At 50.6% G+C, this 21613-nt stretch carries 21 protein-coding genes and 1 pseudogene; 18 read left to right on the plus strand and 4 right to left on the minus strand.

Going from position 1 to position 21613, the window contains the following annotated elements:
• Positions 1 to 56: 56 nt before the first annotated feature.
• Positions 57 to 2573 carry a penicillin-binding protein 1A gene (locus EA26_RS02315; RefSeq protein ID WP_039423004.1) on the minus strand — a complete coding sequence of 839 codons (2517 nt, stop codon included), beginning with the start codon at positions 2571 to 2573 and terminating at the stop codon, positions 57 to 59.
• Positions 2574 to 2711: 138 nt separating this feature from the next.
• Between EA26_RS02315 and pilM the strand changes: the two genes are divergently transcribed.
• The 14 genes and pseudogenes from pilM to rplI all read left to right on the plus strand — a co-directional run bounded on the left by pilM (position 2712) and on the right by rplI (position 13865).
• Entirely contained in the window at positions 2712 to 3731 is a 1020-nt protein-coding gene (gene pilM / locus EA26_RS02320) for a type IV pilus biogenesis protein PilM (RefSeq protein ID WP_039423006.1), read from the plus strand.
• The gene (locus EA26_RS02325) at positions 3715 to 4302 is read left to right on the plus strand and encodes a PilN domain-containing protein (RefSeq protein WP_039423009.1); all 588 of its coding nucleotides are present in this window, start codon (positions 3715 to 3717) and stop codon (positions 4300 to 4302) included. The genes pilM and EA26_RS02325 overlap by 17 nt, the downstream gene beginning before the upstream one ends.
• The gene (locus tag EA26_RS02330; RefSeq protein ID WP_039423012.1) at positions 4295 to 4885 is read left to right on the plus strand and encodes a type IV pilus inner membrane component PilO; all 591 of its coding nucleotides are present in this window, start codon (positions 4295 to 4297) and stop codon (positions 4883 to 4885) included. Before EA26_RS02325 ends, EA26_RS02330 begins: the two co-directional genes overlap by 8 nt.
• The gene (locus tag EA26_RS02335) at positions 4875 to 5387 is read left to right on the plus strand and encodes a pilus assembly protein PilP (protein WP_039423015.1); all 513 of its coding nucleotides are present in this window, start codon (positions 4875 to 4877) and stop codon (positions 5385 to 5387) included. The genes EA26_RS02330 and EA26_RS02335 overlap by 11 nt, the downstream gene beginning before the upstream one ends.
• Before the next feature lie 30 nt (positions 5388 to 5417).
• On the plus strand, positions 5418 to 7193 hold the full coding sequence (locus EA26_RS02340) for a type IV pilus secretin PilQ (RefSeq protein ID WP_167772722.1): 1776 nt from the start codon (positions 5418 to 5420) through the stop codon (positions 7191 to 7193).
• 209 nt (positions 7194 to 7402) lie between these two features.
• Positions 7403 to 7921 (plus strand): shikimate kinase AroK, encoded by a 519-nt coding sequence (gene aroK, locus EA26_RS02345; RefSeq protein WP_039423021.1) that lies wholly within the window; start codon positions 7403 to 7405, stop codon positions 7919 to 7921.
• A gap of 32 nt (positions 7922 to 7953) precedes the next feature.
• Positions 7954 to 9045 carry a 3-dehydroquinate synthase gene (gene aroB, locus EA26_RS02350; RefSeq protein WP_039423024.1) on the plus strand — a complete coding sequence of 364 codons (1092 nt, stop codon included), beginning with the start codon at positions 7954 to 7956 and terminating at the stop codon, positions 9043 to 9045.
• 51 nt (positions 9046 to 9096) lie between these two features.
• Positions 9097 to 10602 (plus strand): AAA family ATPase, encoded by a 1506-nt coding sequence (locus EA26_RS02355; RefSeq protein WP_039423026.1) that lies wholly within the window; start codon positions 9097 to 9099, stop codon positions 10600 to 10602.
• Positions 10603 to 10681: 79 nt separating this feature from the next.
• Complete coding sequence (locus EA26_RS02360; RefSeq protein ID WP_039423029.1) at positions 10682 to 11509, plus strand: Dam family site-specific DNA-(adenine-N6)-methyltransferase; 828 nt, start codon at positions 10682 to 10684, stop codon at positions 11507 to 11509.
• A 113-nt stretch (positions 11510 to 11622) separates the two neighbouring features.
• A complete protein-coding gene (gene rpe, locus EA26_RS02365) occupies positions 11623 to 12291 on the plus strand; it encodes a ribulose-phosphate 3-epimerase (protein ID WP_039423032.1) in 669 nt (222 codons plus the stop codon).
• Positions 12292 to 12507: 216 nt separating this feature from the next.
• Positions 12508 to 12879, plus strand: coding sequence for a 30S ribosomal protein S6 (rpsF, locus tag EA26_RS02370; protein ID WP_039423034.1), 372 nt, complete (start codon positions 12508 to 12510; stop codon positions 12877 to 12879).
• Between the two features lie 8 nt (positions 12880 to 12887).
• Positions 12888 to 13084 (plus strand): annotated as a pseudogene (locus tag EA26_RS22555) (hypothetical protein).
• 67 nt (positions 13085 to 13151) lie between these two features.
• Complete coding sequence (gene rpsR, locus EA26_RS02375) at positions 13152 to 13379, plus strand: 30S ribosomal protein S18 (protein WP_000090472.1); 228 nt, start codon at positions 13152 to 13154, stop codon at positions 13377 to 13379.
• 33 nt (positions 13380 to 13412) lie between these two features.
• A complete protein-coding gene (gene rplI / locus EA26_RS02380) occupies positions 13413 to 13865 on the plus strand; it encodes a 50S ribosomal protein L9 (RefSeq protein WP_039423249.1) in 453 nt (150 codons plus the stop codon).
• Between the two features lie 100 nt (positions 13866 to 13965).
• On the opposite strand, the gene EA26_RS02385 is transcribed toward rplI, so the two are convergent.
• Positions 13966 to 14724, minus strand: coding sequence for a DUF481 domain-containing protein (locus tag EA26_RS02385; RefSeq protein WP_039423252.1), 759 nt, complete (start codon positions 14722 to 14724; stop codon positions 13966 to 13968).
• 172 nt (positions 14725 to 14896) lie between these two features.
• Between EA26_RS02385 and EA26_RS02390 the strand changes: the two genes are divergently transcribed.
• The 3 genes from EA26_RS02390 to EA26_RS02400 are packed head-to-tail and all read left to right on the plus strand — an operon-like array spanning position 14897 to position 18607.
• On the plus strand, positions 14897 to 16291 hold the full coding sequence (locus EA26_RS02390; RefSeq protein WP_039423254.1) for a replicative DNA helicase: 1395 nt from the start codon (positions 14897 to 14899) through the stop codon (positions 16289 to 16291).
• 4 nt (positions 16292 to 16295) lie between these two features.
• On the plus strand, positions 16296 to 17381 hold the full coding sequence (alr, locus tag EA26_RS02395) for an alanine racemase (RefSeq protein WP_200877685.1): 1086 nt from the start codon (positions 16296 to 16298) through the stop codon (positions 17379 to 17381).
• A gap of 2 nt (positions 17382 to 17383) precedes the next feature.
• Positions 17384 to 18607 carry a BamA/TamA family outer membrane protein gene (locus EA26_RS02400; RefSeq protein WP_226978345.1) on the plus strand — a complete coding sequence of 408 codons (1224 nt, stop codon included), beginning with the start codon at positions 17384 to 17386 and terminating at the stop codon, positions 18605 to 18607.
• 18 nt (positions 18608 to 18625) lie between these two features.
• On the opposite strand, the gene EA26_RS02405 is transcribed toward EA26_RS02400, so the two are convergent.
• A complete protein-coding gene (locus EA26_RS02405; protein ID WP_039423258.1) occupies positions 18626 to 19051 on the minus strand; it encodes a secondary thiamine-phosphate synthase enzyme YjbQ in 426 nt (141 codons plus the stop codon).
• A 314-nt stretch (positions 19052 to 19365) separates the two neighbouring features.
• Here EA26_RS02405 and pgi point away from each other — a divergent pair, with 314 nt between their 5' ends.
• Positions 19366 to 21018, plus strand: a complete 1653-nt coding sequence (gene pgi, locus EA26_RS02410) for a glucose-6-phosphate isomerase (RefSeq protein WP_039423259.1) — start codon at positions 19366 to 19368, stop codon at positions 21016 to 21018.
• A 117-nt stretch (positions 21019 to 21135) separates the two neighbouring features.
• On the opposite strand, the gene EA26_RS02415 is transcribed toward pgi, so the two are convergent.
• Positions 21136 to 21597, minus strand: a complete 462-nt coding sequence (locus EA26_RS02415; RefSeq protein WP_039423262.1) for a chemotaxis protein CheX — start codon at positions 21595 to 21597, stop codon at positions 21136 to 21138.
• Between the last annotated feature and the right edge of the window lie 16 nt (positions 21598 to 21613).

Consider the following 21613-nt stretch of genomic DNA (forward strand, 5'->3'; position numbering starts at 1 on the left):
TAAAAAAAGGTTGCTTCGCCAAGCAACCTTTTTACCTTACTGTTCTGGTAAGTGGGCTAGAACAGCCCGTTATCACTGCCATCACCAGAGCTGGAGTAGATGCTCTCTTCACTGTGCTCGGTGACGTACTGCGTCGGTTCGGTGCCTTTGATGAAGTACTCGAACATCGAGCTCTCATCCACTTTATGGGTCAAAAGGCCGGTATCGCGATCAATGCGCACGCGTATGATGTCAGCGGGAACGACTTTCTCTTGCTGGGGCACGCCATCAAGCGCTTGCTGCATAAAATCGATCCACGCCGGTTGCGCGGTTTTTGCGCCCGATTCCGCGCCCGAAATGACATCTTTGCCGAGGTTGCGGTTTAAGGTGGTTTTGCCCAGCGCGCGGCTGTGGTCATCAAAACCGACCCAAGCAATCGCCACTAAACCAGGGCCATAACCGTTGTACCACGCGTCTTTTGAATCGTTGGTTGTTCCGGTTTTACCGCCAATATCACGGCGGTTGAGGGTTTGAGCGCGCCAGCCTGTGCCATTCCACCCCGTGCCTTCACGCCAGTTACCGCCACCCCAAATGTTGCTGTACATCATTTCACGCAGAATAAAAGCGTTCTGCTCACTGATCACCTGCGGCGCGTGCAAATCATCTTCATCTTGCTCGTTAAACTGCTCGGCGAGCGGATCGCGGTTTTGCGTTTGGCATGCGTCGCGACAGATGGTTTTGGGGTGCGCTTCAATGACGGTATTGCCATAGGCGTCGTCAATACGGCTGATGTAAAAAGGCTCGACGTAATAGCCGCCGTTGGCAAATACCGAGAAACCTTGCGCCATTTTCATCGGCGTCAAACTGCCAGCACCAAGAGCAATGGTCTCAGAGCGGGGAAGCTGATCCAGTTCAAAGCCAAAACGGGTCAGATACTGGCGCGCTTCATCCAAACCGACTTCACGCAGCGTTCTTACCGCCATGACGTTTTTCGATGTGGCAAGACCAATTCGCACTCGCGTTGGGCCAGAATAGGTCGGCGGAGAGTTTTTAGGACGCCATGCAGTGCCTTGGCTCTCATCCCATTTGTTGATCGGTGCATCGTTGATTAAGGTTGCTAAGGTCATTCCTTTGTCGATCGCCGCGGAATAGATGAAAGGCTTGATGCTTGAGCCAACCTGACGAACCGACATGGTGGCGCGGTTAAACTTGTTGTGCACAAAGTTAAAACCGCCGACCAGAGAAAGCACCGCGCCGTTTTCCGGGTTCATCGCAACAAAAGCGGTGTTGGCATTCGGCACTTGGCTTAGGTGCCAACTGGTGCTGGTTTCTCCTTGCTCATTGTGCTGAGTGATTTGACGCACCCATATTTGTTCCCCAGGGGCCAAAATATCACTGGCGGTTTTCGGGTCATCACCCTGACGTTCATCGGTCAAGAAGCGTCGTGCCCAGCTCATGCCTTCCCAAGCAATGGTTTGTTGCTGCTGACGTTTGACCCAAACCGTGGCTTGCTTGCCACTCACTTTGGTCACAATCGCAGGGACCAGTTCGCCATAGGTCGGCTGATCATTGAGATGGCTGTCCATCTTCTCGCTGTCCCAAGGAGTTTGGCCTGCTTTCCACAGCACGCTTTCTGCGCCGCGATAGCCATGACGCTCATCGTAAGCCAGCAGGTTGTTGATCGCCGCGTTATTGGCGGCTTCTTGCAGCTTGGAATCGACCGTCATATAGACATTCATGCCCGAGGTGTAAGCTTTCTCTTCGCCGTACTGCTGCACCATCCACGCGCGCGCTAGCTCAGCTACATACGGGGCATTGAGTTCAATCTCTGCACCGTGATATTGCGCGATCAAAGGTTCTGAACGTGCCGCGTCATACTCTTCTTGGCTGATGTACTTCTCATCCAACATACGCATCAACACCACATTGCGGCGATTGGTCGCGCGTTCAAGTGAGTAGAGTGGGTTGAGGGTCGAAGGGGCTTTTGGCATACCCGCCAGCGTAGCGATTTCACCCAGCGTCAAATCGTGCAGATCTTTACCAAAGTAGACGCGTGCCGCCGCGCCAAAGCCATAGGAGCGGTAACCAAGGAAGATCTTGTTGACGTACAGCTCCATGATCTCCTGCTTGCTCAGCAGTTGCTCGATGTGGATAGCAATAAAGATCTCTTTCACTTTGCGCATCAACTTCTTCTCATTGGAGAGGAAGAAGTTACGTGCCAACTGTTGGGTAATGGTACTCGCCCCTTGCTTGGCGGAGCCTGACATGGCCACGACCAGTGCCGCTCGGGTGATACCAATCGGGTCGATGCCGTAGTGGTCATAAAAACGGCTGTCTTCCGTGGCGATCAGTGCGTTAATCAACTGACGAGGAATTTGTTCGTAGGTGACCGGAATTCGGCGTTTTTCACCAAATTGTGCGATCAACTTGCCATCTTGGCTGAAGACCTGCATCGGGGTCTGCAATTCCACATTTTTTAATGCCGCCACATCTGGTAGGTCGGGTTTAACGTATTGATAAAACCCAAATATTGTAGTGACTCCAAGAATTATGCAAACCAATGCAAAGATAAGTAAACGCTTTATGAACTTCACCGGAGAATCCCTGTTTAGTTGAGGCTGTATGACGGCAAACCCTTGTACTCTAGGCTAAAAATTTAGCTCTTGCGTTATTAACTCTCATTTGACGGCTAATAACAACCTTTTGAGCTAAGAAAATGGGAGCAGTTGGAGATGGGTAAACCCTTAGTTACCGGGATTGATATTGGTCATCGCAGCCTCAAGGCTGTCATTCTGAAACCCGCAGGAAATAGCTATGCCTTGCTGGGATATAAAGAAATTGTATTTGAGCGCGCTATTGTCGCCGAAAACCACACTCTGAATCATCAGGAAATTGTCAATACGCTTAAAGTCCTGAATAAAGAGTTGCCGCGTTTCCGTCGTCAGGTGGCGCTGGCCGTGCCGGATAGTGCCGTGATCAGCAAGCAATTGCAAATTGAACCGATAGAAGATGAGAAAGAGTGTGAAATCGCCATTTTGCAGGCTTTTTCCCATCAATCGCCGTTTCCGGTCGATGAGCTGAATATTGATTATGTGCGTTTGCATGAACCCGCGCAGAGCAAAAGCGCCAGTCAGAGCGTGCAGATCTTTGCCACTAAGAAAGAGGTAGTCGAGAGCCGGGTGCGCGCCGCGCAGGCGGTGAGGTTGAAACCTGTGTTGGTGGACATGCACGCCCACTGCTTGTTTAACCTGCGAGATCTGGCGGCGCAGCGCTACCCAGACAAAAGTGCTTTTTGCCTGTTGGATGTGGGCGCGCAAACCACCTCACTGATAATTCATCAGCGCGAGAAAACGCACTTTATCAAAGAGTTCGCGTATGGAGTGGAGCACTTGAACGCCGCTATTGGCGATGAGTTTAGCGCCCACGATGCGCAGGAGAAGACCGAGCGATTTATTGTGGAGATGGTGGATCGCGTCGCGCGACAGTTGCAACTCTTTCAGTCCATCAATAGTCAAGACAAGCCACAAGGGCTTTGGTTGTGTGGCGAGGGAGCGGCGACGCCCCTGTTGCTTGAGGCGCTCTCTCGTCGTTTGTCGTTGGAGTGCGAACTGCTCAATCCGCTCGGTCTGTTTGAGATGAAAGTGGCACGCAAAAAACGTCGCAGTGTTGACTGGCACCACTTTTCGGTCGCCGCTGGGTTAGCCATCGGTGGGATTCAATGGTTGGAGAACAAACATGAAGCACACCATTAACCTTCTGCCGTGGCGCGAATATCAGCGAGAGGAGCATCGACGCCGTTTTGTTGGGGTGCTGATTTTAGGCGTGCTGATCGCCGTGGCGATTCAGTGGGGGATTGGCCAATACGTCAGTTATCAGCAGCGCTTGCAGCAAGATCGCCTCAATTACCTAAACCACTACATCGCCCAGTTGGATCAGCGTATCCAAGCGATGAAGATCGCTAAAGAAGAACACGGACAGATCTTAGCGCGTCTGAAGGTGGTGGAATCACTGCAAGCGCAGCGTAATAACACCACTGAGTTGATGAACCTGATGCCAAATGTCATCCCTGAAGGGGTTTACGTCGACAAGATCAAAATGAGCGACCAGGAAGTGGAAATGGCTGGCATTAGTGACAGCACGGCGCGCCTTGCCACCATGTTGGACAATCTTGAGCGCTCGGAGGCGATTTACGACGTTGAGATGCACTCCATCGTGCATGGCAAAGAGCGATTTGGTAAAGCGTTTCAGACCTTCACTGTCTCTTTTATGTTTGGCGTGAAACCACAACCCGTGCCAGCACTGGCGGAGGCAAATCATGGTTGATTGGCAGGATCTCGATATCGACGAAATAGCGGAGTGGCCATTATTGCCACAGAGCTTAGTGGTGCTGCTACTGATGATGATCATTCAAGGCTTTGGCTACTGGTTCTATCTGCAACCTGAGCAAGAGGCGTTGCAACGTGCGGTGGAGGAGGAGCAAAACCTCAAAGTCGCGCTGCGTATCAAAGCCAACAAAGCGGCTGCCTTGCCACAGCTTCAGTCTCAGTTGGATGAATTATCAAACCGTTACGAGTATTTGCTCCAGCAACTGCCCGCGCAAAAAGAGCTGGCGACCTTGCTCGCGTCGGTCAATGAACTCGGGCTGGAAAACGATCTCACCTTTACCCGCATCGATTGGGGGGAAAAACTGAGCAAGGATTTCCTCTACCAGCTTCCTCTCAATATTGAACTGACGGGTGATTACAACGACATCGGCCAGTTTTCCCAAGCGATCGCCGAGCTGCCGCGCATCATTAGCTTTAGCGACGTCACTTGGCAGCGGGTCAGTTTGGAGAGCAGCACACTGCATTTTCGCGTTAAAGCCAACACGTACCAGTTTAAGCCGGAGGTGACCCATGAAAAGTAGCTGGTGGATGTTCTCGGTTGTATTGCTGTTGGCAGGTTGTCGCGCCAACAGTGACTCTTTGGATGACTTTCTGCGTCAGGTGGAATCACAGGCTCGCCAAGAGGTCGCCAAGCTCAAACCAGAGCAGGAGTATGTCGCGACATCGTACGCCTCGGCGGCGCTGCGTTTGCCCTTTGAACTGCCCAAAGAAGCGGTGATAGCCACCCAGCCGGTGGTGAAAAAAGAGTGCTGGCAACCCGCTGAACGTACCCGCTCCGGCCGTTTAGAACGCTATCCGCTCAGCCAACTGCGTTTAAAAGGCATCATGGGCAGCGGTAACTCCGTTTCCGGCTTAGTGCAAACCCCGCAAGGAACGGTCGAGCGGGTACTCGCTGGGCAATACATTGGGCAGAACAACGGCAAAGTGACGCTGATTACTCCCTCGTATTTAATGATCAATGAAACCTTACCCGATGGGCTAGGTTGTTGGCAGCAGCGTAAAGTCAAGCTGGCATTGAGATAGGCAAAGATACCACTAGAAGTGATTAGAGAAATGACCATGAAGAAAGGAATGATTCGATTACAGGCTCCGCTACGCCAATTAATGTGCCTGTTTGCTGTCTGCCTCTTTGCCGCGTTTGCAAACGCGCAGCCAGAGAATAACAGTCAGTCAGCGAGTGAGAATGCGCTGAAAAGCATTGATTTCAGAACCAACCAGAATAAAGCCGCGGTGATCATTGTCGAGTTGGCTTCGCCTGCCGCGGTGGTGGATCTTAAACCTGTGCAGGAGGGGCTTAGCATTGAGCTGCTCAACACCCGCGTCAGCGACGAACAGCTCTATTTACTAGACGTTAAAGACTTCTCGACGCCAGTTGAAAGTGTTGAAGTGTTCCGTGATGTGTCAGCGACGCGTTTGCTGGCGTCTGTCTCGGGGGAGTTTCGCCATGAATATCGTTTGACTGGGCGCTATTTGGAAGTGACGGTCAGTCGCATAGAAACCCCGCAGCAGGCCGAGGAGAAAAGCATCCTAGAAAAAGAGGGCAAGCTTATCTCGATCAACTTCCAAGACATTCCGGTGAGGAACGTGTTGCAACTGATCGCGGACTACAACGGTTTCAATCTAGTCGTCTCCGATTCCGTCACGGGTAATCTGACCTTGCGTTTGGATGGTGTGCCGTGGCAGCAAGTGCTCGACATCATTTTGCAAGTCAAAGGGCTCGACAAGCGGGTGGAAGGCAATGTGGTGCTGATCGCGCCAAAAGAAGAGTTAGATTTGCGTGAGAAGCAGCATCTGGAAAAGCAGCGCTTGGCGGAAGAGTTAGGCACACTCAAATCGGAAATCATCAAGGTGAACTTTGCCAAAGCGTCCGACATTGCCGAGATGATCAGCGGCACGGAGTCGGTCAGCATGCTGTCCGAGCGCGGTAGCATCGCGATTGATGAACGTACGAACTCCTTGCTACTACGAGAACTGCCGGAAAACATTGCGGTGATTCGGGAGATTGTCAATTCGCTCGATATTCCGGTCAAACAGGTGCAAATTGAAGCACGCATTGTCACCGTCAATGAAGGCAATTTGGATGAGTTGGGCGTGCGTTGGGGCTTCACCTCGATCAACGGCAGCCACACGGTGGGCGGTTCGATCGAGAACAACTTGGCGAGCATCGGTTTGTACAACGCGGCTGGTGGCGGTTCTGGCTCAGGAGGCGATAGCGGTGGCGGCTCTAGCAGCATCGACGATTTTCTAAACGTCAATTTGGGGGCGACCTCCGGCAACGCATCAAGCATCGCTTTCCAAGTTGCCAAGCTGGGCTCGGACCTGCTGCTCGACCTAGAGCTGTCGGCGCTGCAGCGAGAGTCAAAAGCGGAGATCATTTCCAGCCCGCGTCTGATTACCACCAATAAAAAGCCGGCCTACATCGAACAAGGGACCGAAATTCCCTATCTGGAATCGTCCTCCAGTGGTGCGACCACCGTTTCGTTCAAAAAAGCGGTACTGAGTTTGAAAGTCACGCCGCAGATCACCCCGGATAACCGTCTGGTGCTCGATCTTAGCGTGACACAAGACAGGCCGGGTGAAGTGGTGAAAACCGGTACGGGTGAAGCGGTGGCGATTGATACCCAACGTATCGGCACTCAGGTGTTGGTTAACAATGGTGAAACCGTGGTTCTTGGCGGCATTTTCCAACACAGCATCACCAGTACGGTCGACAAAGTGCCTTTGCTGGGCGACCTGCCACTGCTTGGCGCGCTGTTTCGCCGCAGCTATGAAAATATCGGTAAACGGGAACTGTTGATCTTTGTGACACCAAAGGTGGTTATTCAATAGTTGTCTCGCTCCCCTGACCGTAGATAGGGTCAGGGGAGCGTAATTAGATCAAAAATAAAGTTGCAATAGTGTCACCATACCTTGATAATTTCGGGTCTTATCACGAATGTCTGTGAGGAATTGGTGCCACAAGCCTTGAAATATCAGCATTACGCTGAACCATTCTTGTGGCGATGTCATTGAATTAACGTTGTAAATTACTGCTAAACATGGCTGAGAAACGTAATATTTTCCTTGTTGGCCCGATGGGCGCTGGCAAAAGCACAATTGGTCGCTACCTGGCTCAACAACTCCATATGGAATTTCTAGATTCCGATACGGTTATCGAAGAACGTACTGGTGCAGATATCGCTTGGGTATTTGATGTTGAGGGCGAAGAAGGTTTTCGCAAACGTGAAGAAACGGTTCTTAACGACCTGACACTGGAACAAGGTATCGTACTGGCAACAGGCGGTGGCTCGGTAAAGAGCAAAGAGAACCGCAATCGTCTTTCTGCTCGCGGTATTGTTGTTTACCTAGAAACCACCATCGAGAAACAACTCGCTCGTACCAACCGCGACAAAAAACGTCCTCTACTGCAGACGGACAATCCACGTGAAGTGCTGGAAGCACTGGCCGAGGAGCGCAACCCTCTTTATGAGGAAATCGCAGATTACACAGTGCGCACTGATGATCAAAGCGCAAAAGTGGTAGCCAACCAGATCGTAAAAATGCTAGAAGAGAGATAAATCAATTATTTCTTTTTAAGTGGAGTGCAACCATGGAACGGATTACGGTCAACCTTGCTGAGCGTAGCTACCCAATCTCTATCGGCGCCGGGTTATTTTCAGACCCGGCGTACCTTTCTTTCTTATCCTCTGGTCAGAAAGTGGTGGTGATCACCAACGTTACCGTCGCACCTCTCTATGCGGACAAAATCCTCTCCTTATTAGACCAACTCGGCTGCCAAGCCTCACTACTCGAACTACCTGACGGTGAACAGTACAAAACGCTAGAAACGTTCAACCAAGTGATGAGCTTTTTACTGCAAGGCAACTTCAGCCGTGATGTGGTTGTTGTGGCATTGGGGGGCGGCGTAATCGGTGATTTGGTCGGTTTTGCTTCGGCGTGTTACCAGCGTGGCGTTGACTTTATCCAGATCCCTACCACCTTACTTTCCCAAGTGGACTCTTCGGTGGGGGGCAAAACCGCCGTCAACCATCCGCTGGGTAAAAATATGATCGGCGCTTTTTACCAACCCAAATCGGTAATTATCGACACCGATTGCCTTAGCTCGCTCCCTGAGCGTGAATTTGCGGCAGGTATGGCGGAAGTGATCAAATACGGCATTATTTACGATGCGGCTTTCTTCACTTGGCTGGATGAAAACCTCGACAAACTTTACGCGCTCGACGAGCAAGCGCTTACCTATGCGATTGCCCGCTGCTGCGAGATCAAAGCCGAAGTGGTGGCGCAGGACGAAAAAGAGTCCGGCATTCGCGCCTTGCTCAATCTTGGTCACACTTTTGGTCACGCCATCGAAGCGGAAATGGGCTACGGCAACTGGCTGCATGGCGAAGCTGTCGCAGCGGGCACGGTGATGGCGGCGCGCACGGCGCAGTTGCAAGGCATGATCTCAGCGGCGCAGTTTGAGCAAATACTCTCTATACTTAAACGAGCTAAGTTGCCGGTGCACACGCCAGAAAGCATGTCATTTGAAGACTTTATGACGCACATGATGCGTGATAAAAAAGTATTGTCCGGAAAACTACGTCTGGTTCTCCCCACTGGGATCGGCACCGCCGATGTGGTGGCCGATGTACCTCAGGAAGTGATCCGTCAGGCCATCGAAGAGTGCCGCACAAGTGATTAAACTGGCCTTTGAGTAGCTCCGATTGGGGCTATTTTATTAGGGAAAATGCCCATGAGTTTCGCACAGCCTCATGTACTTGAATTAGATTCGCAAACAGAACTGCTCGAACGCCTCGAGTTGCTGACCAATTTTGGCTCCAATTTAGTCACCATTCACGGTGCCAAAGGCCATGGTAAGTCGTGGCTGGCTCAGCGCTACCTTGAACAGTACGCGCAAGAGAAAAATCAATGTTTATTGCTTTGCCATCCCAACCAAAATGACGGCCAGCACCGGAGTTTGATCTTAAGTCAACTGGTGAGCGAGCCGATGTTTAATCAGCATGATTCCTTGCTTGAAAGCTTGGAGCGTTTGCTGGAAGGGCAGGGATGCGATGTCGCCATCGTGATTGACGATGCCCATTTGCTTAGCGAAACCTTAGTCTCTGAGCTGTGGATGTTGGTACTGGAAGCGCAGTCGAATCCGCATTGGTCGGTCAACGTGTTGCTGTTTAGTGAAGCTGGCACCATGGAGCCGCTGCTGACCCGACTGGGCTATGGACAAGAGCATAAACCGATTGATCTCGACATCGAGATGCTGAGCGAAACCGAAGCGCTGCGCTTTTTTGAACAGATGGTGGTGCGATATGTGGCTGACGATGCAGAGAAAAAAGTGCGCGCCGCCTTTAAGAAAACCAGCCCGACACCGGGGGCGATCATGGCATTAGGAGAGATTAAGGTGGAAAAAAGGGTTGTGATACGTTCTATTGTCGCCTCGCCAATCAATATGGCGTTAACCGCGTTGATTTTACTGCTGCTCGCCGCGGCCGGGTATTGGTGGGTGTTCAGCCAACCTTCTGCCGATGAGCAAGCTGAGCTTATCACGCGCACCATGGAACAGACGGCGATCCCGACCTTAGAGCCCAGCGCAGAGACATCAGACGCCAGCCAAACGACAGAGTCTGTGGCCGAAACCGCTCAAGACAGCATAGAGAGTGAGCAGTTTAAAGATGCGGCGGATGATTCAGCGTCGCTTCCTCCACCGGTGATGACCAGCGCCGCCAGTGTCGGCATCAGCGATCAAGATCAGCAAAGGGTCATCATTGAATCAGACGTAGTCGATGCGCTGCTGGAAAACAAACCCGAGCAGGCGGATACCAGTAAGATCGACGCTGTGGTGGCCGATTCCATGGTTGAAGTGCCTGTCGAGACGCCAAGTGAAGTGGATGCAGAAGCCGTGACGGCACCCGTTGCCGAGCAAGCGCCACCAACCGTCTCTTTCTCATTCGCCCGCGAAGAGCTGAAAGCGCTCTCGCCTCGCAGTTACACCTTGCAGCTTGCTGCGATGACATCCATGCCCGATGTGCAGGCATTTTTGGATAAGCACCAGTTGCATAACGCGGTACGCATTTACCCGACACTGCGTAATGATACCGAGTGGTACATTGTGACCTATCAGGATTACCCGACCATTCAGATGGCTCGCGATGCGGTAGAAAGCTTGCCCGCGTCGCTGCAATCGCTCGGTCCTTGGGCAAAATCGTTAAGTCAGGTACAGCGTGAGATTGATCGGGTGAAATAATCCTGAGCTTCCTAGCAAAATATGTTACATTCCGCAGCCTTGATGTGGGTTGATAGATAGAGCGGTTAAAGAGCAGTCGATGAAAAAGCAGCGCGCCTTTTTAAAATGGGCCGGGGGCAAATATGGCCTGGTAGACGATATCCAGAAACATTTGCCTGAGGCTCGTAAACTGGTTGAGCCCTTTGTCGGTGCTGGTTCGGTGTTCCTCAATACGGATTACGAACACTATCTGCTCGCCGATATCAACCCCGATCTGATCAATCTCTACAATCTGCTCAAAGAGCAGCCGCAGACGTACATCAGCGAGGCAAAACGCTGGTTTGTTGCGGAAAATAACCGCAAAGAGGCGTATCTGCATATTCGTTCTGAGTTTAACAAGTCAGACGAAGTGATGTACCGCTCGTTGGCCTTTCTTTATATGAACCGTTTTGGTTTTAATGGCTTATGCCGTTACAACAAAAAAGGCGGCTTCAATGTGCCGTTTGGCTCTTACAAAAAGCCCTATTTCCCAGAAGCCGAGTTGGAGTTTTTCGCTGAAAAAGCGCAAAAAGCGACGTTTGTGTGTGAGGGTTATCAAGAGACGTTTCGTCGCGCGCGCAAAGGTTGTGTGATTTACTGCGATCCACCGTATGCACCGTTATCCAACACCGCCAATTTTACCTCCTACGCGGGCAATGGATTTACCTTGGATGATCAAGCGGCTCTGGCCGATGTGGCGGAGAAAGCGGCCAAAGAGCGCGGTATCCCGGTACTGATTTCCAACCACGACACCACCTTAACACGGCGCTTGTATCATGGCGCTGAACTGAGCGTGGTCAAAGTCAAACGCACCATTAGCCGTAATGGCGGCGGTCGCAGCAAAGTTGATGAGCTGCTGGCGCTGTTTCACGCCGAGCAAAACGACTAACCACTCGTGGCAATCCATAACTCTCACACTATTGCACTCTAGTAGTGGATCTGTGCTCTGGCTTCGGTAAAATTGCGCGCAATTTGGTTTGCTCGCTACTACTGAGGTCAGGTATGAAAGATTTTCTTATTGCTCCATCGATTTTGTCTGCTGATTTTGCCCGCTTAGGGGAAGATGTTGAAAAAGTGCTGGCGGCAGGCGCCGATGTGGTGCATTTCGATGTAATGGACAACCACTACGTGCCTAACCTGACGTTTGGCGCGCCCATCTGTAAAGCGTTGCGTGACTACGGCATTACCGCGCCGATCGATGTGCATTTGATGGTAAAACCAGTCGATCGCATCATTCCGGATTTCGCTAAAGCGGGCGCTACGATGATCACCTTTCACGTAGAAGCGTCTGAGCATGTCGATCGCACTTTGCAATTGATCAAAGAGCACGGCTGTCAGGCTGGTGTGGTGCTCAACCCAGCTACGCCTCTCTCTTGCCTCGATTACATCATGGATAAAGTGGACTTGATTTTGCTGATGTCCGTCAACCCGGGCTTTGGCGGTCAGTCGTTTATCCCGCATACCTTAGATAAACTGCGTGCAGTACGTCAGCGTATCAACGAGTCTGGACGCAACATCCGTCTGGAAATCGACGGCGGGGTAAAAGTCGAGAATATTCGTGAAATCGCCGAGGCAGGCGCAGATATGTTTGTTGCCGGTTCAGCGATTTTCGGTCAGCCAGATTATCAAGCGGTGATCAATGAGATGCGTGCTGAATTAGCTAAAGCGTAAATGTGAGGTGCGAGGTGGCTAGTTTGCTAGAACCTAGAACCTAGAACCTAGCTCCTCGCCTCCTCCCTAGTTGCGGTTGAAAAATACTCCTTGCGTAATTTGTGCTCTTTCTGTACCATCTGCCATCCTTAAAACTCGGTCAATAACCCTTAGTTCCTTGCTTCCTCTGGACGACCGGGCCAAACGTGGAAGCTAATAATCCGTAAGGAGCAATAAATGCGTCATTACGAAATCGTATTCATGGTGCACCCTGATCAAAGCGAGCAAGTTGCAGGCATGATCGAGCGTTACACTGGTTCAATCACTGAAGCTGGCGGTAAAGTTCACCGTCTAGAAGACTGGGGCCGTCGTCAACTGGCTTACCCTATCAACAAGCTTCACAAAGCTCACTACGTTCTAATGAACGTGGAAGCTGACCAAGCTGTTATCGATGAACTGGAAACTGCTTTCCGTTTCAACGATGCAGTACTACGCAACATGATCATGCGTACTAAAGCGGCTATCACTGAGCCTTCAATCATGCTTAAGCAGAAAGAAGAGCGTGCTCCTCGTCGCGACGCTGAAGCGAGAGAAGCAGCTGCTGAGTAATTGATTGTCTGACCCATCGAATGAAACCGAGCGGCATTGTCGCTAAAGATTCGTTCGAAGCCATCTCTGCTTAGGGCATCGATCCTCCGCAGGGAAAGCAAGCCTAGTGGCTGGCAGTGGTGAAAGGTCACATGAGAAAACTCAACAACTCGTTTTAGGCAGTAACATTAAGGTAAGTGGCGTTGTCGCTTATCAGACTGGCTAACATGGCGTCAGAAAATTAGTGTTACATGCCGATGACATCATTCATATTTAAGATCAGGAGATAGCCCATGGCTCGTTTCTTCCGTCGTCGTAAATTCTGCCGTTTCACTGCAGAAGGCGTACAAGAGATTGATTACAAAGACGTAGCAACTCTTAAAAACTACATCACTGAAGCTGGTAAAATCGTACCAAGCCGTATCACTGGTACTAGCGCTAAGTATCAGCGTCAACTAGCTCGCGCGATCAAGCGTTCTCGTTACCTGGCTCTGCTACCGTACACTGACAAACATCAGTAATCGGTACCGTTTATTAAGAAAGAGGATTAAGCAATGCAAGTTATTCTACTTGATAAAATCGGTAACCTAGGCAGCCTGGGCGACACAGTAAACGTTAAGTCTGGTTACGCTCGTAACTTCCTTATCCCACAGGGTAAAGCAGTTATGGCTACTAAAGGCAACGTTGAAATGTTCGAAGCACGTCGTGCTGAACTTGAAGCGAAAGTTGCTGAGCAACTGGCTGCTGCACAAACACGCGCTGAGAAAGTTGAAGCTCTAGAAGCGGTTGTTATCGCATCTAAAGCGGGTGACGAAGGCAAACTGTTCGGTTCTATCGGTACTCGTGACATCGCTGATGCAATCACTGCAGCAGGCGTTGAAGTTGCTAAGAGCGAAGTTCGCCTTCCTGAAGGTGCACTACGTACAACTGGTGAGTTCGAGATCAGCGTTCAACTTCACTCTGAAGTGTTCGCGACCGTTAAACTACAAGTTGTTGCTGCTGACTAATTTCAGTATCAAGACGATTTTAAAAGCACCTGCTCGCAGGTGCTTTTTTTATGCCTCGGTTTTGGCTCAAAGGCATAGAACTCGGCATGGATTCAATACCTTAAAATGCAAACAACAAATTAATCGACAACACGCTGTCGGCTTTGTTAAGTCCTTCAGGCACTTTATCGTGATACTGGCGGGAGTGGGCAATCTTAAGTGCGATCTCTTCGGTGATGTTGTTGGTCAAACTCAGCTCACTATCGGTACGGGTATTGCTGCGGCCTGTCACCACGGTGATATCGGCAGCGAAACGATGATTGTCTAGCGCTTGCCAACTGGTTTTCATGTTGCCACGGAAAATACCTTCTTCGACGGTATCAGGGAAGATAATATCGTCATCGTCAATCTCATCCAAATTGGGTTCCTGATAGCGAAAGCCGGGGCCAATCTCCAATTCCAAAACAAACGTGTCGGTGCTAGCAAATTGATAACCCAAACCGCCGGAGAGGGTGTAATCCTTAAAGTAGGCGCTGTAGCGTGAATCAACCCCTTTAAAACTACCATACAGGTAGGCTTTAGGGCCGAGCTTATAGTCGGTCTGCGCACTGTAGGTTGATGTACGTTTATCCTCTTCCCCGTTTTTATATAGGTTATAAAACTTCCATTCGCCGTTGGAACGATGTCGCCCTTCGGTGTATTCGCCACTTAATCGGGCGTTGAGCGCCTGCGAGTCTGTATTACCCGAGTGCGCTTGATAACCAAACTCCACTTCCGTTTTGAGAGGAGAGGGAATGTCGATGTCCTTATCCGGATTTTCTTCAGCGTAGGCTGACAGGCTTGCGAGCAAGCTTAGACAATAAAACCAGCGTGTGGACACAAAGACCTCATAAGTAGAAAAACAGGCAGTCGGATAGTACGAAGAGGACGGAAAAACTGCGTCAGATCTAAGTCAAAACTTGTTGTTTGAACGGTAAACTCTATCGTGTGAAACGAGCATCTCAGGCCATTTTGAGTATAATGGCGGTAAATATAAGTTGTTGAGTGTAGTCATGGCGGAGAATCGAACTCGTAAAATCGTAGATAGCCAAGTTGATGCAATAAAAGTCCCTCCCCACTCGTTGGAAGCCGAGCAATCGGTACTGGGTGGCTTGCTGCTGGATAATGAACGCTGGGATACGGTGGCCGAGCGTGTCGTGAGTAAAGATTTTTACAGCCGACCGCACCGGCTGATCTTTGATGCGATAAAAAGCATTTTAGAAGAGAGTAAGCCGCTCGATTTGATTACGCTGTCTGAATATTTGGAGCGTCGCGAACAGCTCGACGACGTGGGCGGCTTCGCCTACTTAGCCGATCTGGCCAAAAACACCCCAAGTGCGGCGAACATCAATGCGTATGCCGACATCGTCGCAGAACGTGCGTTAATCCGTAATTTGATCGGCGTGGCGAATGAGATTGCTGACGCGGGTTATGATCCGCAAGGTCGCAGTTCGGAAGATCTGCTCGATCTCGCCGAAAGTAAAGTATTCGCGATTGCCGAAGAGCGCACCAGCGAAAACGAAGGGCCGCAGAACGTCGATTCCATCCTAGAAAAGACTCTTGAACGTATCGAGCTGCTGTACAAAACGCCGCAGGATGGTGTCACTGGGGTTGATACTGGTTTTACCGATCTCAACAAGAAAACCGCAGGCCTACAAGGTTCGGATCTGATCATTGTCGCGGCGCGTCCGTCGATGGGTAAAACCACCTTTGCGATGAACTTGTGTGAAAACGCAGCGATGAAGCAAGAGAAACCTGTGCTGATCTTCTCGCTGGAGATGCCAGCGGAACAGATCATGATGCGTATGCTGGCGTCACTCTCTCGCGTCGACCAAACCAAAATTCGTACCGGGCAGCTGGATGACGAAGATTGGGCTCGCATTTCTTCGACCATGGGCATTCTGATGGAGAAGAAAAACATGTACATCGATGACAGCTCCGCTCTGACGCCAACTGAAGTGCGCTCGCGTGCACGTCGGGTGGCGCGCGAACACGGCGGTTTATCGATGATCATGGTCGACTACCTGCAGTTGATGCGCGTGCCAGCACTGTCGGATAACCGTACCTTGGAAATCGCCGAGATTTCCCGCTCACTCAAAGCGTTGGCCAAAGAGCTCAACGTTCCTGTTGTCGCGCTGTCGCAGCTTAACCGCTCGCTAGAGCAGCGTGCCGACAAACGCCCAGTCAACTCGGATCTGCGTGAATCCGGCTCTATCGAGCAGGACGCTGACTTGATCATGTTTATCTACCGTGACGAAGTGTACCACCCAGACAGTGCGCTCAAAGGCACCGCAGAAATCATTATCGGTAAACAGCGTAACGGTCCAATCGGTTCAGTGCGTTTGACCTTCCAAGGGCAGTGGTCGCGCTTTGATAACTACGCAGGTCCGGCATTTGATGAAGAGTAACGCCATGAACTACATGAAAGCCGCCACCGCGTGCATCGATTTAAGCGCGCTACAGCACAATCTGCAGCGCATCAAACAGCTTGCGCCTCACAGTAAAGTTATGGCAGTGGTCAAGGCCAATGGCTATGGACACGGTTTGCGCCATGTGGCTAAGCATGCCATTGGTGCCGATGCCTTTGGTGTGGCGCGCATTGAAGAAGCCCTGCAACTCCGCATGAGCGGAATCGTGAAACCTATCCTGCTGCTTGAAGGTTTCTATGCTGCTGAAGATTTACCGGTTTGCGTGGCAAACAACCTGCAAACCGCAGTGCACTGCCTAGACCAGCTTGAGGCGTTAGAAAACGCGCAATTAGAAAAGCCGCTGACTGTGTGGTTGAAACTCGACAGTGGGATGCACCGTTTAGGAGTAAGCCCTGAGCAATACGAGCAGTTTGTTGCGCGTTTGGAAGCGTGCCCAAATGTGGTGAAACCACTGCGCTTTATGAGCCACTTTGGTTACGCTGACGAGTTGGACAAAAACATCACCCATGAGCAGACCGAGCTCTTCCTCTCTTTAACCCAAGGTTGCGAAGGTGACCGTTCTATTGCCGCTTCTTCTGGGATTCTAGCTTGGCCGGACAGCCATCTTGATTGGGTGCGCTCTGGTATCATCATGTATGGGGTGTCGCCAATTGGCGAGAAGCCAGCACACGAATTCGGTTTCCAACCTGTGATGACGTTGACCTCTCCACTGATCGCCGTGCGTGATGTGAAGAAAGGTGAAAGCGTTGGCTACAGCGGTATTTGGACGAGTGATCGAGACACCAAAGTGGGCGTGATTGCGATTGGTTACGGTGATGGCTACCCACGAACTGCGCCGTATGGCACACCAGTGTTGGTGAATGGCCGCCGAGTTCCTATTGCGGGCCGTGTTTCTATGGACATGATGACGGTCGATTTAGGCCCTGATGCGACCGATAAAGTCGGTGACGTCGCGACACTGTGGGGTAAAGATCTCCCAGCAGAAGAAGTGGCGAACCATATTGGCACCATTGCGTATGAACTGGTGACCAAACTGACGTCTCGTGTGGAGATGTCTTACAGCGAATAATCATGATGACAACTCTGAAACGGAATTCTTTGCTTTTACTCCCTCTTGTGCTGCCCATATCCAATGTGAGTTGGGCTGACAGCTGGCCAAGTTGGTTGCCGAATACATCGGCTGCGCCTTTTTATTACACCAGTGAAGGGATGGGAAATGCACTCGGTGTTGCAGGTGCTGTCAAACATTTCGGTCAGTCGAATGCTGCACTGTTTGGTGCCGTAGCCTACTCAGACAGAGGCAGCTACTTCACCTATCTGGCGGCGAGCAACTATCAATTCGGTGATTATTGGCTACTTGGTGTAGAGTTGTATCAAGGCAAATACGTCGACAACGAATATTACTTTCGCCGCGCTGGCGACAATGATTCCAGCCGTGATGAGCGAGCGATGGCAACCGGTGAAGAGTCGAACAATCGTTTGTCGATTCGCTATATCGTGCCGTGGGGACACGCCGCTTTTCGCGGTGCTCGTGCTGCTTTTGAACCCAGCCGCCAAATTAAAGGCCATTCTCCTGCCCGCAGTGGCATTACCTCCCTCGATTTTCAGCCGTTTCAAACCTCGCGCTCGGTGCAAAATATGCCAAGCCGTGACAGCGATTCTACCGGGCTCAAAGTGCAATTGGATTGGGATAATCGCAACGATGTGCGTGATCCTTCTGATGGCTATCGCACCAATGTGGCGGTCAGCTATGCCGACGAAAATTGGGATAACGACAATCGCTGGTTGAAGTATGAGTATCAAGCCAACGCGTTTTGGGATCTGGGCTCGTGGGAGGAGACGTTTGAAAAGCAGGTACTGGCGGTAGATTTCTATTTTGCTGATACGCCGACGTGGTTCGAGTGTAATGAGCGGTTTGTCTGTGAGCGTCCACCCGAGTTGGATCAGGTCAGTTTAGGCGGTTTGCAGCGGCTGAGAAGTTTTCCTGCTGGGCGTTTCCATGGCCGCTCGGCGATCCATTACAGCGCGGAATATCGTGTTTTACCCAACTGGCAGCCGCTGAGCGAGGTGTCACTCCTCAATAGCTACAGTATTCCATGGTGGCAATGGGTAGCCTTTGTCGATCTGGGGCGAGTGAGTAGTGATGAATTGGATCTGTTTGAACTGCACAACAGCCTCAAATGGAGTGTCGGCGGCGGCGTGCGCATGCAGCTCGAAGGCTTGGTCGTTCGAGCTGAGATGGCTTGGGGCGGTGAGGGAAGCCAACTGCGTCTGATGGTAAATCAACCTTTTTAAACGCACCTGTCCAGAAGCTTACTTCTCTTCGCCGTGCAAAGTGACAATCAGTGTTCGCGCTCCACCATGATCGCGATGTTCTCCCAGATAGATCCCTTGCCAAGTGCCCAAAGCGAGCCTGCCGTGTTGGATCGGAATCGTCACACTACTCCCCAAGACTGAAGCTTTGATGTGCGCAGGCATATCATCGTCCCCTTCGTAGTCGTGGCGATAATAAGGGGCTCGTTCGGGGACAAACTGATTGAAATGGCTTTCCATGTCCATTCTTACCGTTGGATCAGCATTCTCATTGATGGTCAGACTGGCCGACGTGTGCTGAATAAAAACATGTAACAAACCAACGGAGATAGATGATATCTGCGGCATTTGTTGTTCAATTTCATCAGTGATCAGATGAAAGCCGCGCTTTTTCGCGCTTATTGTTATGCTTTTCTGTAACCACATAGTGCTTCCTTTATATTCTATTTGGCAATTAGTGCTTTCAGGGCTATCTTTGTTGGCAAAAGCAAACCACAAGAGCACGCCGTTGCTGGTCAATCCTCAGCGTCGGCAGGTTGATAGCGCTTTACGTGACTTAACTCAAGGTGGGTGCACGCAGAGTCGGTCATAATTGCATGCTGAAATAAAATTACAATTCAAGATTGTCATGCTGCCCTGTGTTGTGGACAATCACTAAAACTTTTTTGCTAAATCGGGGATTCCACAGTTTTCGCTAGACTGTCAGGAATAGAACCTACTGTAACATCGGGATAAAGACCATGTTGAAAAATATCAATCCAACGCAAACACAAGCTTGGAAAGCGCTCACTGCGCATTTCGAATCTGCACAAGATATGGATCTGAAAGCGTTATTTGCTCAAGACGCAGCGCGTTTTGACAAATACTCTGCACGTTTCGGCTCCGACATCCTCGTCGATTACTCAAAGAACCTCATTAATGAGGAAACGCTGAAGCATCTGTTCGCTTTGGCGAAAGAGACGGAATTGAAGTCGGCCATTGACGCGATGTTCAGTGGTGAAGCGATCAACCAAACAGAAGGTCGCGCTGTTCTTCACACGGCGCTGCGTAACCGCGCCAACACACCTGTGATGGTCGACGGCGAAGATGTAATGCCGGCAGTGAATGCAGTACTGGAAAAAATCAAAGCCTTTACTGAGCGTGTGATTGGCGGTGAGTGGCTAGGTTATACAGGCAAAGCGATTACCGATATCGTCAATATCGGTATTGGTGGCTCTGACCTTGGTCCTTACATGGTGACGGAAGCGCTCGCGCCATACAAAAACCATCTCAACCTTCACTTCGTCTCTAACGTAGATGGCACGCACATCGTTGAAACGCTGAAGAAAGTGAATCCAGAAACGACGCTATTTTTGATTGCGTCTAAGACGTTCACCACGCAAGAAACCATGACCAACGCGCACACGGCACGTGATTGGTTCCTAGAGTCTGCTGGCGATCAAGCTCACGTGGCTAAGCACTTTGCTGCGCTATCTACCAACGCAACTGCTGTGTCTGAGTTCGGTATCGATACCGCGAACATGTTCGGATTTTGGGACTGGGTAGGTGGTCGTTACTCACTATGGTCTGCGATCGGTCTATCCATTGCGCTAGCGGTAGGTTATGACAACTTCGTTGAGCTGCTTGATGGCGCTTACGAGATGGACAAGCATTTCGTATCAACAGATCTAGAAAGCAACATCCCTGTGATTCTTGCTTTGATCGGTATTTGGTACAACAACTTCCACGGTGCGGAATCAGAAGCTATCTTACCTTACGATCAATACATGCACCGTTTCGCGGCCTACTTCCAGCAAGGTAACATGGAGTCAAACGGTAAATACGTTGACCGTGAAGGCAATGCTGTGACTTACCAAACAGGCCCAATCATTTGGGGCGAGCCGGGCACAAACGGTCAGCACGCGTTCTACCAGCTCATTCACCAAGGCACTAAGCTGATTCCATGTGACTTCATTGCACCAGCCATCAGCCATAACCCTGCTGGTGATCATCACCAAAAACTGATGTCGAACTTCTTTGCACAAACGGAAGCACTTGCGTTTGGTAAGAGCGAAGAAACCGTGAAAGAAGAGTTGGTGAAAGCAGGCAAGAGTGCTGAAGAAGTGGCGGCGATTGCGCCATTCAAAGTGTTTGAAGGTAACCGTCCAACCAACTCGATTTTGGTCAAGCAAATCACCCCGCGCACACTGGGTAACTTGATTGCGATGTACGAGCACAAGATCTTTGTCCAAGGCGTTATCTGGAACATCTTCAGCTTCGATCAGTGGGGTGTGGAGCTAGGTAAACAACTGGCCAACCAGATTCTGCCTGAACTGGCGGACAGTGCGGCGATCAGCTCTCACGATAGTTCGACCAATGGTTTGATCAACGCGTTTAAAGCGTTTAAAGCCTAAGCATGATGCAAAAGGGAAGGTCGATAGCGGCCTTCTCTGTGCGATTGAGCAAAAATAAAGTGCACAAAAAAGGTTGATGTCAAAAACATCAACCTTTCATTTTTTTACCATCTGCGTTTACTCAAAGCAGATTTCGATAAAGGCATTACCCCATTGGGATGCAAATGGCATGATGATGATCGACCCTTCGCATTTATGACGAATGGTATGCCCTTTGCCAGAGACGACAATCGGCGTTGCCATTTCAAAGTCAAAGCCACTCTCTGCCAGAATACGTTTTGCGCCACCAGTCACCATGTTGGTAATCTCGCCTACCATGTCGGTCACTTCTTCATTCAATCCGTTGGGGCGCTCACCCAGCATGTTTTGCATGATCTCTAACGCGAGAGATTCATCAAACGTAATCGACATTGAGCCGCGAGCTTGTTGGCCAACCATTCCGATAAGGCCAGAAACATCGCCACGAGCGATCTCGTCTTTTTTGATACGTGGTTTCTGAGGCTTCAATTCCAGTGAAGCCATCGTTTTTAGAACATTCATCAAAGAAGCTAAAAACGGGTTTACAAATTCAGCGCGCATAACGTTCTTCTATAAT

This window comes from Vibrio navarrensis (genome assembly GCF_000764325.1).
Lineage (GTDB): Bacteria > Pseudomonadota > Gammaproteobacteria > Enterobacterales > Vibrionaceae > Vibrio > Vibrio navarrensis.

Excerpts from the sequence above, each read along its gene's own strand:
- pilM (WP_039423006.1), top strand. The coding sequence starts at position 2,712 with ATGGGTAAACCCTTAGTTACCGGGATTGATATTGGTCATCGCAGCCTC.
- EA26_RS02325 (WP_039423009.1), top strand. The coding sequence starts at position 3,715 with ATGAAGCACACCATTAACCTTCTGCCGTGGCGCGAATATCAGCGAGAG.
- EA26_RS02330 (WP_039423012.1), top strand. The coding sequence starts at position 4,295 with ATGGTTGATTGGCAGGATCTCGATATCGACGAAATAGCGGAGTGGCCA.
- EA26_RS02335 (WP_039423015.1), top strand. The coding sequence starts at position 4,875 with ATGAAAAGTAGCTGGTGGATGTTCTCGGTTGTATTGCTGTTGGCAGGT.
- EA26_RS02340 (WP_167772722.1), top strand. The coding sequence starts at position 5,418 with ATGACCATGAAGAAAGGAATGATTCGATTACAGGCTCCGCTACGCCAA.
- aroK (WP_039423021.1), top strand. The coding sequence starts at position 7,403 with ATGGCTGAGAAACGTAATATTTTCCTTGTTGGCCCGATGGGCGCTGGC.
- aroB (WP_039423024.1), top strand. The coding sequence starts at position 7,954 with ATGGAACGGATTACGGTCAACCTTGCTGAGCGTAGCTACCCAATCTCT.
- EA26_RS02355 (WP_039423026.1), top strand. The coding sequence starts at position 9,097 with ATGAGTTTCGCACAGCCTCATGTACTTGAATTAGATTCGCAAACAGAA.
- EA26_RS02360 (WP_039423029.1), top strand. The coding sequence starts at position 10,682 with ATGAAAAAGCAGCGCGCCTTTTTAAAATGGGCCGGGGGCAAATATGGC.
- rpe (WP_039423032.1), top strand. The coding sequence starts at position 11,623 with ATGAAAGATTTTCTTATTGCTCCATCGATTTTGTCTGCTGATTTTGCC.
- rpsF (WP_039423034.1), top strand. The coding sequence starts at position 12,508 with ATGCGTCATTACGAAATCGTATTCATGGTGCACCCTGATCAAAGCGAG.
- rpsR (WP_000090472.1), top strand. The coding sequence starts at position 13,152 with ATGGCTCGTTTCTTCCGTCGTCGTAAATTCTGCCGTTTCACTGCAGAA.
- rplI (WP_039423249.1), top strand. The coding sequence starts at position 13,413 with ATGCAAGTTATTCTACTTGATAAAATCGGTAACCTAGGCAGCCTGGGC.
- EA26_RS02390 (WP_039423254.1), top strand. The coding sequence starts at position 14,897 with ATGGCGGAGAATCGAACTCGTAAAATCGTAGATAGCCAAGTTGATGCA.
- alr (WP_200877685.1), top strand. The coding sequence starts at position 16,296 with ATGAACTACATGAAAGCCGCCACCGCGTGCATCGATTTAAGCGCGCTA.
- EA26_RS02400 (WP_226978345.1), top strand. The coding sequence starts at position 17,384 with ATGATGACAACTCTGAAACGGAATTCTTTGCTTTTACTCCCTCTTGTG.
- EA26_RS02405 (WP_039423258.1), bottom strand. The coding sequence starts at position 19,051 with ATGTGGTTACAGAAAAGCATAACAATAAGCGCGAAAAAGCGCGGCTTT.
- pgi (WP_039423259.1), top strand. The coding sequence starts at position 19,366 with ATGTTGAAAAATATCAATCCAACGCAAACACAAGCTTGGAAAGCGCTC.
- EA26_RS02415 (WP_039423262.1), bottom strand. The coding sequence starts at position 21,597 with ATGCGCGCTGAATTTGTAAACCCGTTTTTAGCTTCTTTGATGAATGTT.